The sequence below is a fragment of the Novilysobacter erysipheiresistens genome, from assembly GCF_036663935.1.
Lineage (GTDB): Bacteria > Pseudomonadota > Gammaproteobacteria > Xanthomonadales > Xanthomonadaceae > Novilysobacter > Novilysobacter erysipheiresistens.
Genome location: NZ_JAXGFP010000002.1, coordinates 589,772 through 606,616, shown reverse-complemented (window position 1 = coordinate 606,616; position 16,845 = coordinate 589,772). Strand labels below are relative to the sequence as shown.

General features: G+C 66.8%; 13 protein-coding genes. 9 read left to right on the top strand and 4 right to left on the bottom strand.

The features are described from left to right. The first annotated feature begins 124 nt into the window (after positions 1-124). The 3 genes from rplQ (at position 125) to SNE34_RS05970 (ending at position 2,704) form a co-directional block, all read left to right on the top strand. Positions 125-499, top strand: a complete 375-nt coding sequence (gene rplQ / locus SNE34_RS05980) for a 50S ribosomal protein L17 (RefSeq protein ID WP_332615605.1) — start codon at positions 125-127, stop codon at positions 497-499. 177 nt (positions 500-676) lie between these two features. Next, positions 677-1,183 (top strand): disulfide bond formation protein B, encoded by a 507-nt coding sequence (locus SNE34_RS05975; protein ID WP_332615603.1) that lies wholly within the window; start codon positions 677-679, stop codon positions 1,181-1,183. A gap of 123 nt (positions 1,184-1,306) precedes the next feature. Then, positions 1,307-2,704: a class II 3-deoxy-7-phosphoheptulonate synthase gene (locus tag SNE34_RS05970; protein WP_332615601.1), complete on the top strand. Its 1,398-nt coding sequence runs from the start codon at positions 1,307-1,309 to the stop codon at positions 2,702-2,704. 88 nt (positions 2,705-2,792) lie between these two features. On the opposite strand, the gene typA is transcribed toward SNE34_RS05970, so the two are convergent. Beyond that, complete coding sequence (gene typA, locus SNE34_RS05965; RefSeq protein WP_332615599.1) at positions 2,793-4,622, bottom strand: translational GTPase TypA; 1,830 nt, start codon at positions 4,620-4,622, stop codon at positions 2,793-2,795. A 151-nt stretch (positions 4,623-4,773) separates the two neighbouring features. Here typA and SNE34_RS05960 point away from each other — a divergent pair, with 151 nt between their 5' ends. The 5 genes from SNE34_RS05960 to prpC all read left to right on the top strand — a co-directional run bounded on the left by SNE34_RS05960 (position 4,774) and on the right by prpC (position 9,866). After that, positions 4,774-5,274, top strand: coding sequence for a peptidylprolyl isomerase (locus tag SNE34_RS05960; protein ID WP_332615597.1), 501 nt, complete (start codon positions 4,774-4,776; stop codon positions 5,272-5,274). A gap of 182 nt (positions 5,275-5,456) precedes the next feature. Next, entirely contained in the window at positions 5,457-6,662 is a 1,206-nt protein-coding gene (locus SNE34_RS05955; protein WP_332615595.1) for an aminotransferase class I/II-fold pyridoxal phosphate-dependent enzyme, read from the top strand. A gap of 47 nt (positions 6,663-6,709) precedes the next feature. Then, positions 6,710-7,693, top strand: a complete 984-nt coding sequence (locus SNE34_RS05950; protein ID WP_332615593.1) for a malate dehydrogenase — start codon at positions 6,710-6,712, stop codon at positions 7,691-7,693. A gap of 96 nt (positions 7,694-7,789) precedes the next feature. After that, positions 7,790-8,677 carry a methylisocitrate lyase gene (gene prpB / locus SNE34_RS05945; protein WP_332615591.1) on the top strand — a complete coding sequence of 296 codons (888 nt, stop codon included), beginning with the start codon at positions 7,790-7,792 and terminating at the stop codon, positions 8,675-8,677. Between the two features lie 34 nt (positions 8,678-8,711). Beyond that, entirely contained in the window at positions 8,712-9,866 is a 1,155-nt protein-coding gene (gene prpC, locus SNE34_RS05940) for a bifunctional 2-methylcitrate synthase/citrate synthase (protein WP_332615589.1), read from the top strand. An 89-nt stretch (positions 9,867-9,955) separates the two neighbouring features. Here the strand turns inward: prpC and SNE34_RS05935 are convergent, their stop codons facing one another. The 3 genes from SNE34_RS05935 to SNE34_RS05925 form a co-directional block, all read right to left on the bottom strand. Then, positions 9,956-10,414, bottom strand: a complete 459-nt coding sequence (locus tag SNE34_RS05935) for a cell wall hydrolase (protein WP_332615587.1) — start codon at positions 10,412-10,414, stop codon at positions 9,956-9,958. Positions 10,415-10,798: 384 nt separating this feature from the next. Next, positions 10,799-12,850 carry an NADPH-dependent 2,4-dienoyl-CoA reductase gene (locus SNE34_RS05930; protein ID WP_332615585.1) on the bottom strand — a complete coding sequence of 684 codons (2,052 nt, stop codon included), beginning with the start codon at positions 12,848-12,850 and terminating at the stop codon, positions 10,799-10,801. 113 nt (positions 12,851-12,963) lie between these two features. Continuing rightward, on the bottom strand, positions 12,964-13,992 hold the full coding sequence (locus SNE34_RS05925) for a Vgb family protein (RefSeq protein ID WP_332615583.1): 1,029 nt from the start codon (positions 13,990-13,992) through the stop codon (positions 12,964-12,966). 200 nt (positions 13,993-14,192) lie between these two features. Between SNE34_RS05925 and acnD the strand changes: the two genes are divergently transcribed. Then, a complete protein-coding gene (gene acnD, locus SNE34_RS05920) occupies positions 14,193-16,802 on the top strand; it encodes a Fe/S-dependent 2-methylisocitrate dehydratase AcnD (protein WP_332615582.1) in 2,610 nt (869 codons plus the stop codon). The last annotated feature ends 43 nt before the right edge of the window (positions 16,803-16,845 follow it).

Here is a 16,845-nt window from a genome sequence, read left to right as displayed (position 1 = left end):
GTCTGAAGCCCGCGGCGCCGTCGGTCAGGGAAGGCCGGCCAGGACCATCCGCAGTCCAAATCTCCAACGCCATGATGGCGACAACGACGTCCAACAGCTCCAGTATTCATCAGGAATCCAACTCATGCGCCACCAAAAGTCCGGCCGCAAGTTCAGCCGCACCAGTGCCCACCGCGACGCGATGTTTTCCAACATGGCGGCGTCGATCATCAAGCACGGTGCCATCCGTACCACCCTGCCCAAGGCCAAGGAGCTGCGTCGCGTTGCCGAGCCGCTGATCACCCTGGCCAAGAAGGACAGCGTCGCCAACCGTCGTCTCGCCTTCTCGCGCCTGCGCGACAAGGAAGCGGTCGGCACCTTGTTCGTCGAACTCGGCCCGCGTTACAGCGAGCGCCCGGGCGGCTACCTGCGCATCCTCAAGTGCGGCTTTCGCGCTGGCGACAATGCGCCGATGGCCTATGTCGAGCTGGTCGACCGCCCGCAGGTTGCTGCGGAGTAATCAACCAGTCCGGTCGTCGCGCGTCCTTCGGCGTGCGGCCCGACCGCGACGGTGGACAGTAGTTCTGCAAAGCCCCGGCCTGGTGTCGGGGCTTTTGCGTATGCGTCAACGCCGGCATCGACGCAAGTGTCGAACGCTGCTTTGCACGGCGGCATCAAGCTCGTAAGGTGTCGACCCATGAATGCAAATACGCTCCGTGCCTCCTTCCGCAGCCGGTTCCTGCTCGCCTTCCTGGCTTGCGTCGGCCTGATCGGCTATGCGCTGTATACGCAGTTCCACGACGGCCTGCTGCCTTGCCCGTTGTGCATCTTCCAGCGCGTCGCGTTTGCGGTGCTCGGGGTGGTGTTCCTGGTCGGTGGCCTGCATGCGCCGCCCGGTGTCGGTGGCCGACGCGCGTACGGAGTGCTGGCGCTGCTCGCGTCGCTGGCGGGTATTGCGGTGGCCGCCAACCATGTGCGCCTGCAGCACCTGCCGCCGGATCAGGTGCCCTCCTGCGGTCCTGGCCTGGACTACATGCTCGACGCGATGCCGATCAGTGGCGTGATCCGCACGGTGATGACCGGTTCGGGCGAGTGCGCCAACGTCGACTGGGCGTTCCTTGGCCTGTCGATGCCGACGTGGAGCTTGGTCTGTTTTGTGCTGCTCGCGGTCTGGGCGGCCGTTGCGGCATTCCGGCCTCGTTGAGGCGGACCCCATTGCGCGTGGCGCAGGCATGTCGCGATAAGCAACCGTTGCCGACGTAACCGTTGCAGTGCCGCCACGGTGGGCGGATGATGGTTTGCTGCTTCGCAACAATCCGACTCCGCCATGCCGACTCCCGACCGCAACCTGCACCCCGTGAACCTGCCGACCGGCTGGACCACCACGTCGTGGCGCGACTTCACCGCGATGCAACTGCCTCGCTATCCGGACCCGGCCGAGCTGGAAGGCGTGCTGGCGGAGTTGCGCGGCTTGCCGCCGCTGGTGACCTCCTGGGAGATCCTCGCGCTCAAGCAGCAGCTGGCCGAGGCGCAGGAGGGCAAGCGCTTCCTGTTGCAGGGTGGTGATTGCGCGGAGACCTTCGATGCCTGCTCGTCGGAGGTGATCTCCAACCGGCTCAAGGTGTTGTTGCAGATGAGCCTGGTGCTGGTGCATGGCCTGCGCAAGCCGGTTGTGCGGGTCGGCCGCTTCGCCGGCCAGTATGCCAAGCCGCGCTCGGCGGATACCGAAACGATCGACGGCGTCACCCTACCGACCTATCGCGGCGACATGGTGAACTCGCCTGGATTCAGCGCCGAGGCCCGCCGTCCCGATGCGCGCCGGATGATCAAGGCCCATGCGCGCTCGGCGATGACGATGAACTTCGTCCGCGCCCTGATCGATGGCGGCTTTGCCGACCTGCACCATCCCGAATACTGGAACCTCAGCTGGGTCGGCCACTCGCCGCTCGCCGACGAGTACCGGCGCATGGTCACCGCCATCGGCGACGCCGTGCGTTTCATGGAAACGCTGTCCGGGCAGGAGGTGCACAACCTCAACCGGGTCGACTTCTACACCTCGCACGAGGCATTGCTGCTGCCGTACGAGGAGTCGCTGACCCGCGAGGTCCCGCGCCACTGGGGCTGGTTCAACCTCAGCACCCACTACCCTTGGATCGGCATGCGCACCGCAGCGGTCGACGGCGCCCACGTCGAGTACTTCCGCGGCATCCGCAACCCGATCGCGTTGAAGGTCGGGCCGTCGGTGACGCCGGACCAGTTGCTGCGGGTGATCGACGTCCTCAATCCCGAGGACGAGCCGGGCCGGCTGACCTTCATCCACCGCATGGGCGCCAGCCACATCGCCGGCAAGCTGCCGCCGCTGCTGGATGCGGTGCGCCGCGATGGTCGGCGGGTGCTTTGGGTGTGCGATCCGATGCATGGCAACACCGAGGCGACGGCCAACGGTTACAAGACCCGCCGATTCGCCAACATCGGCAGCGAACTGGAGCAGGCGTTCGACCTGCACGCCGCCGCCGGCACCCGTCTCGGTGGCGTGCACCTGGAGTTGACCGGCGAGGACGTCACCGAGTGCCTCGGCGGTGCCCGAGAATTGACCGAGGTCGATCTCGAGCGCGCCTACCATTCCACCGTCGATCCGCGCCTGAACTACGAACAGGCGCTGGAGGTGGCGATGTTGATCGTGCGCAAGCAGTCGAGCATCGGTGGCGCCGCCAGCAGTAGCTGAGGCGCGATGTCGGCATGTCCGACCGAGATTCGCCGGACAAGAAAAAACCCCGCCGAAGCGGGGTTTCTTTTTGACGTTGACGACCGAATCAGACGCTGCGCGAGGCGCGCTTGCGATCGCTCTCGGTCAGGTGCTTCTTGCGCAGGCGGATTTCCTTCGGGGTGACCTCGACCAGCTCGTCGTCCTCGATGAAGTCCAGCGCCTGCTCCAGCGTGTACTTGATCGCCGGGGTGAGCTTGATCGCATCGTCCTTGCCCGAGGCACGCATGTTGGTCAGCGGCTTGGTCTTGATCGCGTTGACGGTCAGGTCGTTGTCCTTGGAGTGGATGCCGACCAGCTGGCCTTCATAGACGTTATCGCCCTCGGCGGCGAACAGCCGGCCGCGCTCCTCCAGCGGACCCAACGCGTAGGCCGGGGTCGCGCCGGGCGCATTGGCGATCATCACGCCGTTCTGGCGCTTGGCGATCGGGCCGGTTTCGCGCGGGCCGTAGTGATCGAACACGTGGAACAGCAAGCCTGAGCCTTGGGTCAGGGTCTTGAACTCGTTCTGGAAGCCGATCAGACCGCGCGCCGGGATCGTGTAGTCCAGCCGCACCCGACCTTTGCCGTCGGATTCCATGTTGGACAGCTGGCCCTTGCGGATGCCGAGCTTCTCCATCACGCCGCCCTGGTGCTGCTCTTCGATGTCGACCACCAACTGCTCGACCGGTTCCATCAACTGCCCGTCGATTTCCTTGACGATCACCTCGGGGCGGGACACCGCCAGCTCGAAGCCTTCACGGCGCATGTTCTCGATCAACACCGACAGGTGCAGCTCGCCGCGGCCGGACACCAGGAATTTGTCCGGGTCGGAACCTTCCTCGACCTTCAGCGCGACGTTGTGCAGGGTCTCGCGCTCCAGCCGCTCGCGGATCTGGCGGCTGGTGAGGAACTTGCCCCCGCTCAGGTCCTTGTTGCCGGCGAACGGCGAGTTGTTGACCTGGAAGGTCATGCTGATCGTGGGCTCGTCGACGGTCAGCGCGGGCAGCGCCTCGGGCACGTCGAGCGCGCACACGGTGTCGGAAATGCCCAGGTCGGCAACGCCGGCGATCGCGACGATGTCGCCGGCCTCGGCTTCTTCCACCTCGATGCGCTCCAGGCCCAGGAAGCCGAGCACCTGCATGATCTTGCCCTGGCGCTTCTTGCCCTCGCGGTCGACCACGCTGACCGGCATGTTCTTCTTGACCTTGCCGCGCTGGATCCGGCCGATGCCGATCAGGCCGACGAAGTTGCTGTAGTCCAGCTGGCTGATGCGCATCTGGAACGGGCCTTCCGGATCGACCTCCGGCGGCGCCACGTGCTTCATGATCGCCTCGTACAGCGGGGTCATGTCGCCGTCGCGGGCACTGTCGTCGAGGCTGGCGTAACCGTGCAGCGCCGAGGCGTAGACGATCGGGAAGTCGAGCTGCTCGTTGGTCGCGCCGAGCTTGTCGAACAAGTCGAACACTTGGTCGATCACCCAGTCCGGGCGCGCGCCCGGGCGGTCGATCTTGTTGACCACCACGATCGGCTTGAAGCCCATCGCGAACGCCTTCTGGGTGACGAAGCGGGTCTGCGGCATCGGCCCGTCCATCGCGTCGACCAGGATCAGCACCGAGTCGACCATCGACAGCACGCGCTCGACCTCGCCACCGAAGTCGGCGTGTCCCGGGGTGTCGACGATGTTGATCCGGTTGCCCTGCCAGGTGATGGCGGTGTTCTTGGCCAGGATCGTGATGCCGCGTTCCTTTTCCTGGTCGTTGCTGTCCATCACGCGCTCGGCGAGCACGGTGCGTTCGTTCAGGGTGCCGGATTGCTTGAGCAGGCAGTCGACGAGGGTGGTCTTGCCGTGGTCGACGTGGGCGACGATGGCGATATTGCGCAGGCGTTCGATGGACATGGGGAAGGGCGCCGCAGCGCTACTTTTCTGTAAGGAAGTCAACCAGTATATCGCGACTGCGGCTTGCAACGGCGATCGCCTTGCAGTGGGTTAAGCTTTGCGGCCCGGTGGCGCGCTGGCGCGCCATCCCATCCCCCACCCGGAGCATGCCATGAGCCTGATCGCCACCTTCGATACCGACCGCGGCCCGATCCGCATCCAGCTGGAGCCCGAGAAGGCGCCGCTGACGGTCGCCAATTTCGCCAACCTGGCCAAGCGTGGCTTCTACGACGGCCTCAACTTCCATCGGGTGATCAACGACTTCATGGTCCAGGGCGGTTGCCCCCAGGGCAGCGGTACCGGCGGCCCGGGCTACCGCTTCGAGGACGAGACCAAGAACGGCCTCAGCCACGAGCGCGGGGTGCTGTCGATGGCCAACGCCGGCCCGGGCACCAATGGCAGCCAGTTCTTCATCACCCACGTGGCCTGCCCGTGGCTGGACGGCAAGCACACCGTGTTCGGCAAGGTGCTCGAGGGCCAGGAGATCGTCGACAGCGTCAAGCAGGGCGACAAGATCAAGTCGGTCAAGCTCGAGGGCGACGTCGACGCCGTGCTGGCGGCCAAGGCCGATCGCGTGGCCGAGTGGAACAAGACGCTCGACGCCAACGCCTGATTTGCCTGCAGTGACGTCACCCGACGCCCGTCTCCGGTCCCCGGGGGCGGGCGTCTTGCCGTGGTGGCCGGACGCCCGGTCCGCGATCGCGAATGGTTTCACGTGCTACCATTTTGGGGCTAATTCTGGCCGGTTTTGCTCGTAGCCCGGCCTCGTCCCGAACCCCCACCGAGGTCATCAAGATGCCCCAGCTCGCCCGGCGCATCGGTCGCGCCAAGCCCAGCGCGATCATGCAGATTGCCGAGAAGGCCAAGCGCCTGAAGTCCGAAGGCCGCGACATCATCAGCTTCTCGATCGGCGTCCCGAATTTCCTGCCCGGCGAGCACGTCTACGCCGCCGCCCGCGATTCGCTGGAACATGATAGCGGCCAGTACGGCAGCAACCGCGGCAGCGACGCGATGCTCGAGGCATTTCTGGCCCATATCGGGAAGATCGGCCTGACCGGTTACACCAAGGCCAACCTCGCCACCGGCATCGGTGCCAAGCACGTGCTCTACAACCTGGCCGAGGCGCTGCTGGACGAGGGCGACACGATCGCCTTCCCGACCCCGTACTGGACCAGCTACCTCGACATCGCCGAGATCGTCGACGCCAAGGTCGACCTGCTGCCGTGCTCGCCCGAGCAGGACTACAAGCTGACCCCGGCCCAGCTCGACGCCGCGCTGGCCAAGAAGCCGCGCATCTTCCTGTTCAACAACCCGTCCAACCCGACCGGCATGGTCTACGGCAAGGACGAGATCGCCGCGCTGGCCGACGTCATCGCCAAGTACCCCTACACCTGGATCATCACCGACGACATCTACAACCGGATGGTGTTCGACGGCGTCGGTTACCACAACTTCGTGCATGCCCGTCCCGAGCTGAAGGACCGCGTGATCTTCGTCGACTCGCTGTCCAAGACCTACGGCATGCCGGGTTGGCGCGTCGGCTTCATGGCCGGTCCGGAAGTGGTCGCGCAGGCCATCGTGACGATGAACTCCAACCACATCACCAGCCTGCCCGAGGTCATCACTGCAGCTGCCGTGGCCGCGCTGTCCGGTCCGCAGGACGTGCCCGACGCCAAGTGCGAAGAGTTCCAGGCCAAGCGCGACCAGGTCATGGACGTGATGGACAGCCTGCCCGGCGTCGTCTGCCCGCGTCCGCAGGGTGCGTTCTACGTGTTCCCGGACATCAGCGTTGCCTTCGGCAAGACTCACGGGCCGACCGGCAAGACCATCAACAACGATGTCGACTTCTGCAGCGTGCTGCTGGAGGCCAAGGGCGTCGCCTGCGTGCCCGGCTCCGCGTTCGGCGAGCCGCGCGCGCTGCGCATCAGCTACACCTGCCCGACGCCGCAGTTGGCGCCCGGCATGCAGCGCTTCAAGGAATTTTTCAACGAACTGAGCTGACGGCCGAAGCGCCGCCGCTTGCAACCGTTAAATCTGGAGATCGCCCCATGAAGTCCCCCGTTCGCGTTGCCGTCACCGGTGCCGCCGGCCAGATCGGCTATTCCCTGCTGTTCCGCATCGCCTCGGGCGAAATGCTCGGCAAGGACCAGCCGGTCATCCTGCAGATGCTCGAGCTGCCGATGGAGAAGGCCCAGGCCGCGCTCAAGGGCGTGATGATGGAGCTGGAGGATTGCGCGTTCCCGCTGTTGGCCGGCATGGTCGGCACCGACGACGCCGAGGTCGCGTTCAAGGACGCCGACATCGCCCTGCTGGTCGGCGCTCGCCCGCGCGGCCCCGGGATGGAGCGCAAGGACCTGCTGCTGGAGAACGCCAAGATCTTCACCGCCCAGGGCGCCGCGCTGAACAAGGTTGCCAGCCGCGACGTCAAGGTGCTGGTGGTCGGCAACCCGGCCAACACCAATGCCTACATCGCGATGAAGTCCGCGCCGGACCTGAAGGCTGCGAACTTCACCGCGATGCTGCGCCTGGACCACAACCGCGCGCTGTCGCAGTTGGCCAACAAGGCCGGCGTGCCGGTCGGTGACATCAGGAAGCTGGTCGTGTGGGGCAACCACAGCCCGACCATGTATCCGGACTACCGCTTCGCGACCGTCAATGGCGAGTCGCTGAAAGACAAGATCAACGACGCCGACTGGAACGCCAACGAGTTCATCCCGAAGGTCGGCAAGCGCGGCGCGGCGATCATCGAGGCGCGCGGCCTGTCGTCGGCGGCCTCGGCGGCCAATGCGGCGATCGACCACATCCATGACTGGGTGCTCGGCAGCGACGGCGAGTGGGTGACCATGGGCGTGCCGTCGGACGGCAGCTACGGCATTCCCGAGGGCGTGATCTACGGCGTGCCGGTGATCTGCAAGGACGGCGAGTACACCCGCGTCGAAGGCCTGGAGGTCGACGATTTCAGCCGCGCGGCGATGGACAAGACCCTGGCCGAGCTCGAGGAAGAGCGCGAGGGCGTCGCCCACCTGCTGTAACGAATTCGAAGGCGGCTCCGGTCGCCTTCGTGCTTTGAGGCTGTCGCGCGTCGTTCCGGCCCTAATGGGCGACGCGATCGTTATCGAGAGATTGCAATGTCGTCATACGTTTCCAACGGTGCCCACTTCCGCGAGGCGGTGAAGACCGAATCCCCGCTGCAGGTGATGGGCGCGATCACAGCCTACGCCGGCCTGATGGCCAAGCGCACCGGCTACAAGGCGCTGTACCTGTCGGGCGGCGGCGTCGCCGCCAATTCGCTCGGCATGCCCGACCTGGGCATCTCGACCATGGAGGACGTGCTGACCGACGCGCGCCGCATCGTCGACGCCACCGGCATGCCGCTGCTGGTCGACATCGACACCGGCTGGGGCGGGGCGTTCAACATCGGCCGGACGATCCGGAACTTCGAGCGCGTCGGCGTCGCCGCCGTGCACATGGAGGACCAGGTCGGCCAGAAACGCTGCGGTCACCGGCCCGGCAAGGAAGTGGTGTCGAAGGAGGAGATGGTCGACCGGGTCAAGGCCGCGGTCGATGCGCGCAGCGACGCCGGCTTCGTGATCATGGCGCGCACCGACGCCGCCGCAGTCGAAGGCATCGACGCGGCGATCGAGCGCGCGGTGGCCTACGTCGAGGCCGGCGCCGACATGATCTTCCCGGAAGCGATGACGTCGCTCGCCGATTACCGCAAGTTCAAGGCCGCGGTGAAGGTGCCGATCCTGGCCAACCTGACCGAGTTCGGCTCGACCCCGTTCTTCACCACCGACGAGTTGCGTGACGCCAACGTCGACATCGCCCTGTATTGCTGCGGCGCCTACCGCGCGATGAACAAGGCCGCGTTGGGCTTCTACGAGACCGTGCGCCGCGAAGGCACCCAGAAGAACATCATCGACCGCCTGCAGACCCGCGCCGAGCTGTACGACTTCCTCGGCTACCACGAATACGAAAACAAGCTCGACGCGTTGTTTGCGACGAAGAACGATTGACGAAACAACGATTGACGAAACAAGGGGATTCCAGATGAGCGACACCACCAGCACCCTGCCCAAGCCGAAGAAATCCGTCGCATTGAGCGGTACCGCCGCCGGCAACACCGCGCTGTGCACGGTCGGCCGCAGCGGCAATGACCTGCATTACCGCGGCTACGACATCAAGGACCTGGCGACGAAATCCACCTTCGAGGAAGTCGCCCACCTGCTCGTGCACGGCGCGCTGCCGACCCGGGCGCAGCTCAACGCCTACAGGACCAAGCTGCGCCGTCTGCGCGGCCTGCCGGCGATCGTCACCGAGGCGCTGGAGCTGGTACCGGCCAACGCCCATCCGATGGACGTGCTGCGTACCGGCTGCTCGGTGCTCGGCACCGTGCTGCCCGAGCGCGAGGGCCATCCGGCCAGCGAGGCACGCGACATCGCCGACCGCCTGATCGCCAGCTTCGGTTCGATGCTGCTGTACTGGTGGCACTTCACCCGCAACGGTCGCCGCATCGATGTCGAGACCGATGACGACTCGGTCGCCGCGCACTTCCTGCACCTGTTGCACGGCGAGGCGCCGAGCGCGCTGCATGCCGATTCGCTGGACAAGTCGCTGGTGCTGTACGCCGAGCACGAATTCAACGCCTCGACCTTCGCCGCGCGCGTGATCGCCGGCACTGGCTCGGACCTGTATTCCTGCCTGACCGGCGGCATCGGCGCACTGCGCGGACCCAAGCACGGGGGCGCCAACGAAGTGGCGATGGACATCATCAGCCGCTACGCCACCGCCGACGAGGCCGAGGCCGACATCCGTGCGCGGATCGAACGCAAGGAGATCGTGATCGGCTTCGGCCACCCGGTCTACACCGTCGGCGATCCGCGCAACCCGATCATCAAGGAAATCTCGCGCAAGCTGTGCAAGGACGGCGGCAACCAGGTCCTTTTCGACGTCTCCGAGCGCATCGAGAACCTGATGATGGACAGCAAGAAGATGTTCCCGAACCTCGACTGGTACAGCGCCAGCGCGTACCACATGATGGGCATCCCGACCCCGATGTTCACCCCGCTGTTCGTGATTGCCCGCACCACCGGCTGGAGCGCGCACGTGATCGAGCAGCGCGAGGACGGCAAGATCATCCGTCCGAGCGCGAACTACACCGGCCCGGAAGACCGCGAGTACGTGGAGATCGATCGCCGCGGTTGATCGGCGCTTACCTACCAATGAAAAAGGCCGCGCAGATGCGCGGCCTTTTTCATATCTGGTTGGCGGCCTGGGCGGCTAACCGGGTGCGGTCACGACCCGCGCGGGGCGAGATTCTGCACTTTCAGGAAGGTGTGGTCGCCGATGGTCGCGACCTGATAGGCGTTGCGCCAGCTCGGCTGCGCCAGCGCCAGTGCGACGAAATGGCTGGCGTCCGGCACGATCTCCTGGCGCTCGCCTTCCGGCAACGCCCAGTTGCGCTGGGCTTCCAGCGCGACCGTGACCGACTCGGCCCACGCCTCGGTGTTGTTGAGGCGGGTGTTGGGCGAAACCAGCGACGGTGCGAACTGCTTGCGTGCGGTCACCACCTCGCAAACGCTGCTGCCCCAGATGCCGCTGTCGCGACGCCGCAGGGCGACCTCGGCGACGGCCTGCTGGCCGCGCTCGGACTGGTCGCGGGCTTCCAGGTACAGGGTGGTGCTCAGGCAGAGCGAATCTGCGGTTTGCGGCGGCAGTACCGAGGCCAACCACAGGATCCAGGCCAACTTCATACAGACTCCTTGCTGCGTTGCGCCGGCCGCACTCTGGAGTCCGCCCGAAACAGGAGGGGCGGAGACCGGGGGACGAACCGGCATGGCGTATTGGGGAGGGCGGCGGCTCTATGGCGCGCTTTGCCCCGTCACCGCGATCTCGAAGAAAACGAGGGCGGTGGTGGGTGCCACCTGCGTGGGGTGGCTGGGAAGTTGCGGCACGTTAGCGACCACTAACTAAACACCAGCTGAACAACTGAGCGAAGCAGGGCGGAACGAATCCGGATTCCGAATGTGACGCGCGACGCAAATCCCGCCTGTTCAGGCTTTCAGCGCACAGGCAAGCCCCGGTCCACAACATCGGGATCGAGTCACCAACTTGGCTTGTCGATCGCTCGACGCCGGCTACAGCGCCGCGGCAAGTCGACTGCCCTGGTCGATGGCACGCTTGGCATCCAGTTCCGCCGCGACATCGGCGCCGCCGATCACGTGAAGCTGAACTTTGCGACCCGCCAGCCCGGCCGCAAGCGGCTTGAACGGTTCCTGTCCGGCGCAGACGATTACGTGGTCGACCGGCAGCCGCTGCTCCTTGCCGTCGTGGCGGATCCGCAGGCCGTCGTCGGCGATGCCGAGGTACTCGACCCCGCCCAGCATCCGCACCTGTTTGGCTTTCAGCGTGGCACGGTGGATCCAGCCGGTGGTCTTGCCCAGGCGCGCCCCGGGTTTGCCCGGACTGCGCTGCAGCAGCCAGACCTCGCGGGTGGGCGGTTCCGGCCGCGCCGGCACCAGCCCGCCGCGGTTGTCGCCGTAGTCGAGATCGACGCCCCATTCGGCATGCCAGCGGCGTGGGTCCAGGCTCGGCGAGGTTCCTTGCTGGACCAGGAATTCGGCCACGTCGAAACCGATCCCGCCGGCGCCGATGATCGCCACCTTGGCGCCGACCACCACCGTACCGGTCAACACCTCGCGATAGCCCACGACCTTGGGGTGGTCCACGCCCGGCAAGTCGATGATCCGCGGCTTGATGCCGGTGGCGAGTACGACATGATCGAAGTCGGCCAGGTCTTCGAGCCCGGCCGACTTCCCCAGTCGCACATCGACGCCATGCCGATCGAGCTGGCCGGCGAAGTAGCGCAGGGTCTCGTGGAACTCCTCCTTGCCCGGGATCCGCTTGGCCAGGTTGAACTGGCCGCCGATCTCGCTCGCGGCCTCGAACAGGGTCACGTCGTGGCCGCGGCCTGCCGCCACGCTCGCACAGGCCAGCCCGGCCGGGCCGGCGCCCACCACCGCAATGCGTCGCGGGTTGCGGGTCGGCAGGTAGTTCAGTTCGGTTTCGGCGCAGGCGCGCGGGTTGACCAGGCAACTGGCGCGCTTGTTCTCGAACACATGGTCCAGGCAGGCCTGGTTACAGGCGATGCAGGTGTTGATCTCGTCGGTGCGCGCATCGCGGGCTTTCGCCACCCACTGCGGGTCGGCCAGCAGCGGCCGCGCCATCGACACCATGTCGGCCGAGCCATCGGCGAGGATGCGCTCGGCCACCGCCGGCATGTTGATCCGGTTGGTGGTCACCAGCGGCAGCGCGACTTCGGGTTTCAGCCGGGCGGTAATGCCGGCGAATGCGCCGCGTGGCACCGAGGTGGCGATCGTCGGCACCCGCGCCTCGTGCCAGCCGATGCCGGTGTTGATCAGGGTCGCGCCGGCGGCCTCGACCGCGCGCGACTGCTGCACCACTTCGTTCCACGCCAAGCCGCCGTCGACCAAGTCGATCATCGACAACCGATAGATCAGGATGAAGTCGGGCCCGCAGGCCTCGCGGATGCGGCGCACGATCTCGATCGCGAAGCGCATGCGCCGCGTCGCGTCACCGCCGAAGGCGTCGTCGCGCGTATTGGTGCGCGGCGCGGTGAACTGGTTGAGCAGGTAGCCCTCCGAACCCATCACCTCGACCCCGTCGTAACCGGCGTCGCGGGCGAGTCGCGCGCTGTCGACGAAGGCACGGATCTGGCGCTCGACCGCGCGCGCGGACAGCGCGCGTGGAGTGAACGGATTGATCGGCGACTTGATCCGCGACGGCGCGACCTGCAGCGGGTGGTAGCCGTAGCGGCCGGCGTGCAGGATCTGCAGGCAGATGCGGCTGCCATGCGCATGCACCGCAGCGGTGACCTGTCGGTGCTTGCGCGCCTGCCACGACCAGCCCAGGGTGCCGCCGAACGGCTTGAGCCAGCCGACGATGTTGGGCGAGAAGCCGCCGGTGACGATCAACCCGACCCCGCCGGCGGCGCGCTCGGCGAAATACGCGGCGAGTTTCGGGAAGTCGCGTGCATGATCTTCCAGCCCGGTGTGCATCGAGCCCATCAGCACCCGGTTGGGCAGGGTGCAGAACCCCAGGTCGAGCGGCGCGAACAGATTCGGGTAGATGGGGTGGGGCGTCGTTGCAGCCGGGGCGGTGACCGTCATTCGTGAATACGCTTGCGTATGGAAGCGCTAACGATGCCGCGATCCGGGTGCCGGCACAAGCCGTGGTCAGGGGCGACGTGGACGCCGGCCCCCAAAGTCGTCGGGGGAAACGATCAATCCGGCAGCCGTGCGCGTGCGAGCTGGTTGGTGTCGGTGCCGAACCACAGGCTGTCGGTCGCCGGGTCGAACACCATATGACGCACGCTTTGGCCGCCGCTGGGAATCGGCGTCGCCGGCAGGAACTTGCCGCTGGCCGGGTCGAAGCCCTGCAGCAGGTTCGGCTGCGTCGCCGTCTCCACGAACCACACCCGGCCCCGGTCGTCGGTGCCCAGCGCGTACGGCCCGGACGGATCCGACGGCGCCTTCCATTCCTCGAATTCGCCGCTGGCCGGATCGTAGGCGCCGAGGTAGCCCTGGGTGAAATCGCCGTACCAGACCCGGCCGTCCTCGGTCAGACCGATCCGGCGCGGACGTGCCTGCGCGCGCGGCAACGCGATTTCGGTGAGTTCAAGGGTGTCCGGGTCGACCGTGGCGATCTTGTTGGTCCCCAGCAGCACGGCCCAGGCGCGGCCGCTGTCGGTCGCGAGGATGCCGTAGGGCAGGGCGTCGTCGGTCGGCACCGGGATCACCCGGATCGCGCCGCTGTCCATGTCGATCCGGCCGATCGCATTGCCGCGCTGCATGGTGAACCAGATGCCGCCGCGGCCGTCGAGGGCGAAGGTGTGCGGGTCGCGGGGCTCGATCCCGGGCGTCGCCGGCACCTTGTAGGTGGTGTATTCGCCGCTGTCGGGGTCGAAGCGCAGGATCGTGCCGTTGCCGTTGCCGGCGATCCACGGGAAGCCGTCGTCGTCGACCACCACCGTATGCGGCTTGGTGCCCTCGGGCAGGTCGTGGCGCTCGAAAGCTTCGGTTTCCGGATCGAATACCGCCAGATAGTTGCCGAGCTGGCCGACGAACCAGACCCGGCCGTCGGGCGCGAGGTAGGGATCGCGCGGCCGGGTGTCGGGCCACGGCACCTGCCATTCCTGAATGTGGACGGTGGGTGCTGGCGGTTGCTGTGCGAGCGCCCGCGCGGAGAGCGCGCCGATGGCGAGCGCGAGCAGTGCGGCGACCGTAACGCGCGAAAAACCCGGTCGGTTCATATCCATTCCTCGCGTAGCGGATAGATGGGCAAGCATACGCCGGGCATGGGCGGTCGGCCTGCCAACCGCACTCGTCGTCCCGATGGTGGGCGGATGCGATAATCACCATCGTCCCCTGCGGCTTCGACGCCACCGGCCTTCGCGCACGGCCGTCGACCGCGCTCGCGCCATCGCCCCACGCAAGAGACTCCGCCAACCGCATGAACACCGACTACCGCAAGCCGCTGCCGGGCACCACGCTCGACCATTTCGACACCCGCGCCGCGATCGAGGCGATCAAACCTGGTGCGTACGACACGCTGCCGTATACCTCGCGCGTGCATGCGGAGAACCTGGTGCGTCGCGCGGAACCAGCGATGCTGGCCGCTTACCTGACCCAGCTGATCGAGCGCCGCCGCGACCTGGACTTCCCGTGGTTCCCGGCGCGCGTGGTGTGCCATGACATTCTCGGCCAGACCGCGCTGGTCGACCTGGCCGGGTTGCGCGATGCGATTGCCCAGCGCGGCGGCGACCCATCGCAGGTCAATCCGGTGGTGCCGACCCAGCTGATCGTCGACCACTCACTGGCGGTGGAGGCACCGGGCTTCGACAAGGACGCGTTCGGCAAGAACCGGGCGATCGAGGACCGTCGCAATGAGGACCGCTTCCACTTCATCAACTGGACCAAGAAGGCGTTCCGGAACGTCGACGTGATCCCGCCGGGCAACGGGATCATGCATCAGATCAACCTGGAGCGGATGTCGCCGGTGGTGCACGCGCGCGACGGGGTGGCGTTCCCGGACACGCTGGTCGGCACCGACAGCCACACGCCGCACGTCGATGCGCTGGGCGTGATCGCGGTCGGCGTCGGCGGGCTGGAGGCGGAGAGCGTGATGTTGGGCCGCGCGTCGTGGATGCGCCTGCCGGAGATCGTCGGTGTCGAGCTGAGCGGTAAACCTGCGCCCGGCATCACCGCGACCGACACCGTGCTGGCGCTGACCGAGTTCCTGCGCCAGTCGAAGGTCGTCGGCGCGTACCTGGAGTTCCGCGGTGAAGGCGCATCCGCGCTCACGCTCGGCGACCGCGCCACCATCTCCAACATGGCGCCCGAGTACGGTGCGACCGCGGCGATGTTCTTCATCGACGACAACACCATCGACTACCTGCGCCTGACCGGCCGCGACGATGCGCAGGTCAAACTGGTCGAAACCTACGCGAAGCACACCGGACTGTGGGCCGACGCGCTCGCCACCGCGCAGTACGAGCGCACGCTGGCGTTCGACCTGTCGAGCGTGGTGCGCAACATGGCCGGTCCGTCCAACCCGCACCGGCGCCTGCCGACCTCGGCGTTGGCCGAGCGCGGTATCGCCGGCAACCTCGAGGCCGCGCGCGCCGAAGAGGCGCAGGGCCTGATTCCCGACGGCGCGGTGATCATCGCCGCGATCACCAGCTGCACCAACACCAGCAACCCGCGCAACGTGATCGCCGCCGGCCTGATTGCGCGCAATGCCAATTCCCGCGGGCTGACGCGCAAGCCGTGGGTCAAGACCTCGCTGGCGCCTGGTTCCAAGGCCGTGCAGCTCTATTTGGAAGATTCGGGTCTGCTGCCGGAGCTGGAGCAGCTCGGCTTCGGCATCGTCGGCTTCGCCTGCACCACCTGCAACGGCATGAGCGGCGCGCTCGCTCCGGCGATCCAGAAGGAAGTCATCGAACGCGACCTCTATACGACCGCCGTGTTGTCGGGCAACCGCAACTTCGACGGCCGCATCCACCCGTATGCCAAACAGGCCTTCCTCGCGTCACCGCCGCTGGTGGTTGCCTACGCGATCGCCGGCACCGTGCGCTTCGACATCGAGAAGGACGTGCTCGGTACCGACGCGCAGGGCAACGCGGTGAAGCTCAAGGACATCTGGCCGACGGATGAGGAGATCGACGCGATCGTCGCCGCGAGCGTCAAGCCCGAGCAGTTCCGCCAGGTCTACGATCCGATGTTCAAGTTCAGCGTCGAGCACGGCGAGAAGGTCAGCCCGCTGTACGACTGGCGCCCGCAGAGCACCTACATCCGCAGCCCGCCTTACTGGGAAGGGGCGCTCGCCGAACGCACGTTGCGCGGCATGCGTCCGCTGGCGGTGCTCGGCGACAACATCACCACCGACCACCTGTCGCCGTCGAACGCGATCCTCGCTTCCAGTGCCGCCGGCGAATACCTGGCGAAGATGGGCCTGCCGGAGGAGGACTTCAATTCCTACGCGACCCATCGCGGCGACCACCTCACCGCGCAACGCGCCACCTTCGCCAACCCGAAGCTGGTCAACGAGATGGTGCGCGACGAGGCCGGAAACGTGAAGCAGGGCTCGCTGGCGCGCCTCGAGCCGGAAGGCACGGTCACGCGGATGTGGGAGGCGATCGAAGCCTACATGGAGCGTCGCCAGCCGCTGATCATCATCGCCGGCGCCGACTACGGCCAGGGCAGCTCGCGCGACTGGGCCGCCAAGGGCGTGCGCCTGGCCGGGGTGGAGGCGATCGCGGCCGAGGGCTTCGAGCGCATCCACCGCACCAATCTGATCGGCATGGGCGTGCTGCCGCTGGAGTTCCTGCCGGGCACCGACCGCAACACGCTGGGCATCGACGGCACCGAGATCTATGACGTCACCGGCACCCCCGCGCCGCGCGCGACGCTGGCGCTGGTGATCCACCGTCGCAACGGCGAGCGGCTGGAAGTGCCGGTGACCTGCCGCCTCGACACCGCCGAGGAGGTTTCCATTTACGAGGCCGGCGGTGTGTTGCAGCGCTTCGCCAACGACTTCTTCGAAGCGGCGCAGGTGGCTTAGGCGCAATCGCCCGCACCCTAAGCCCACATCACATCATCAGGAA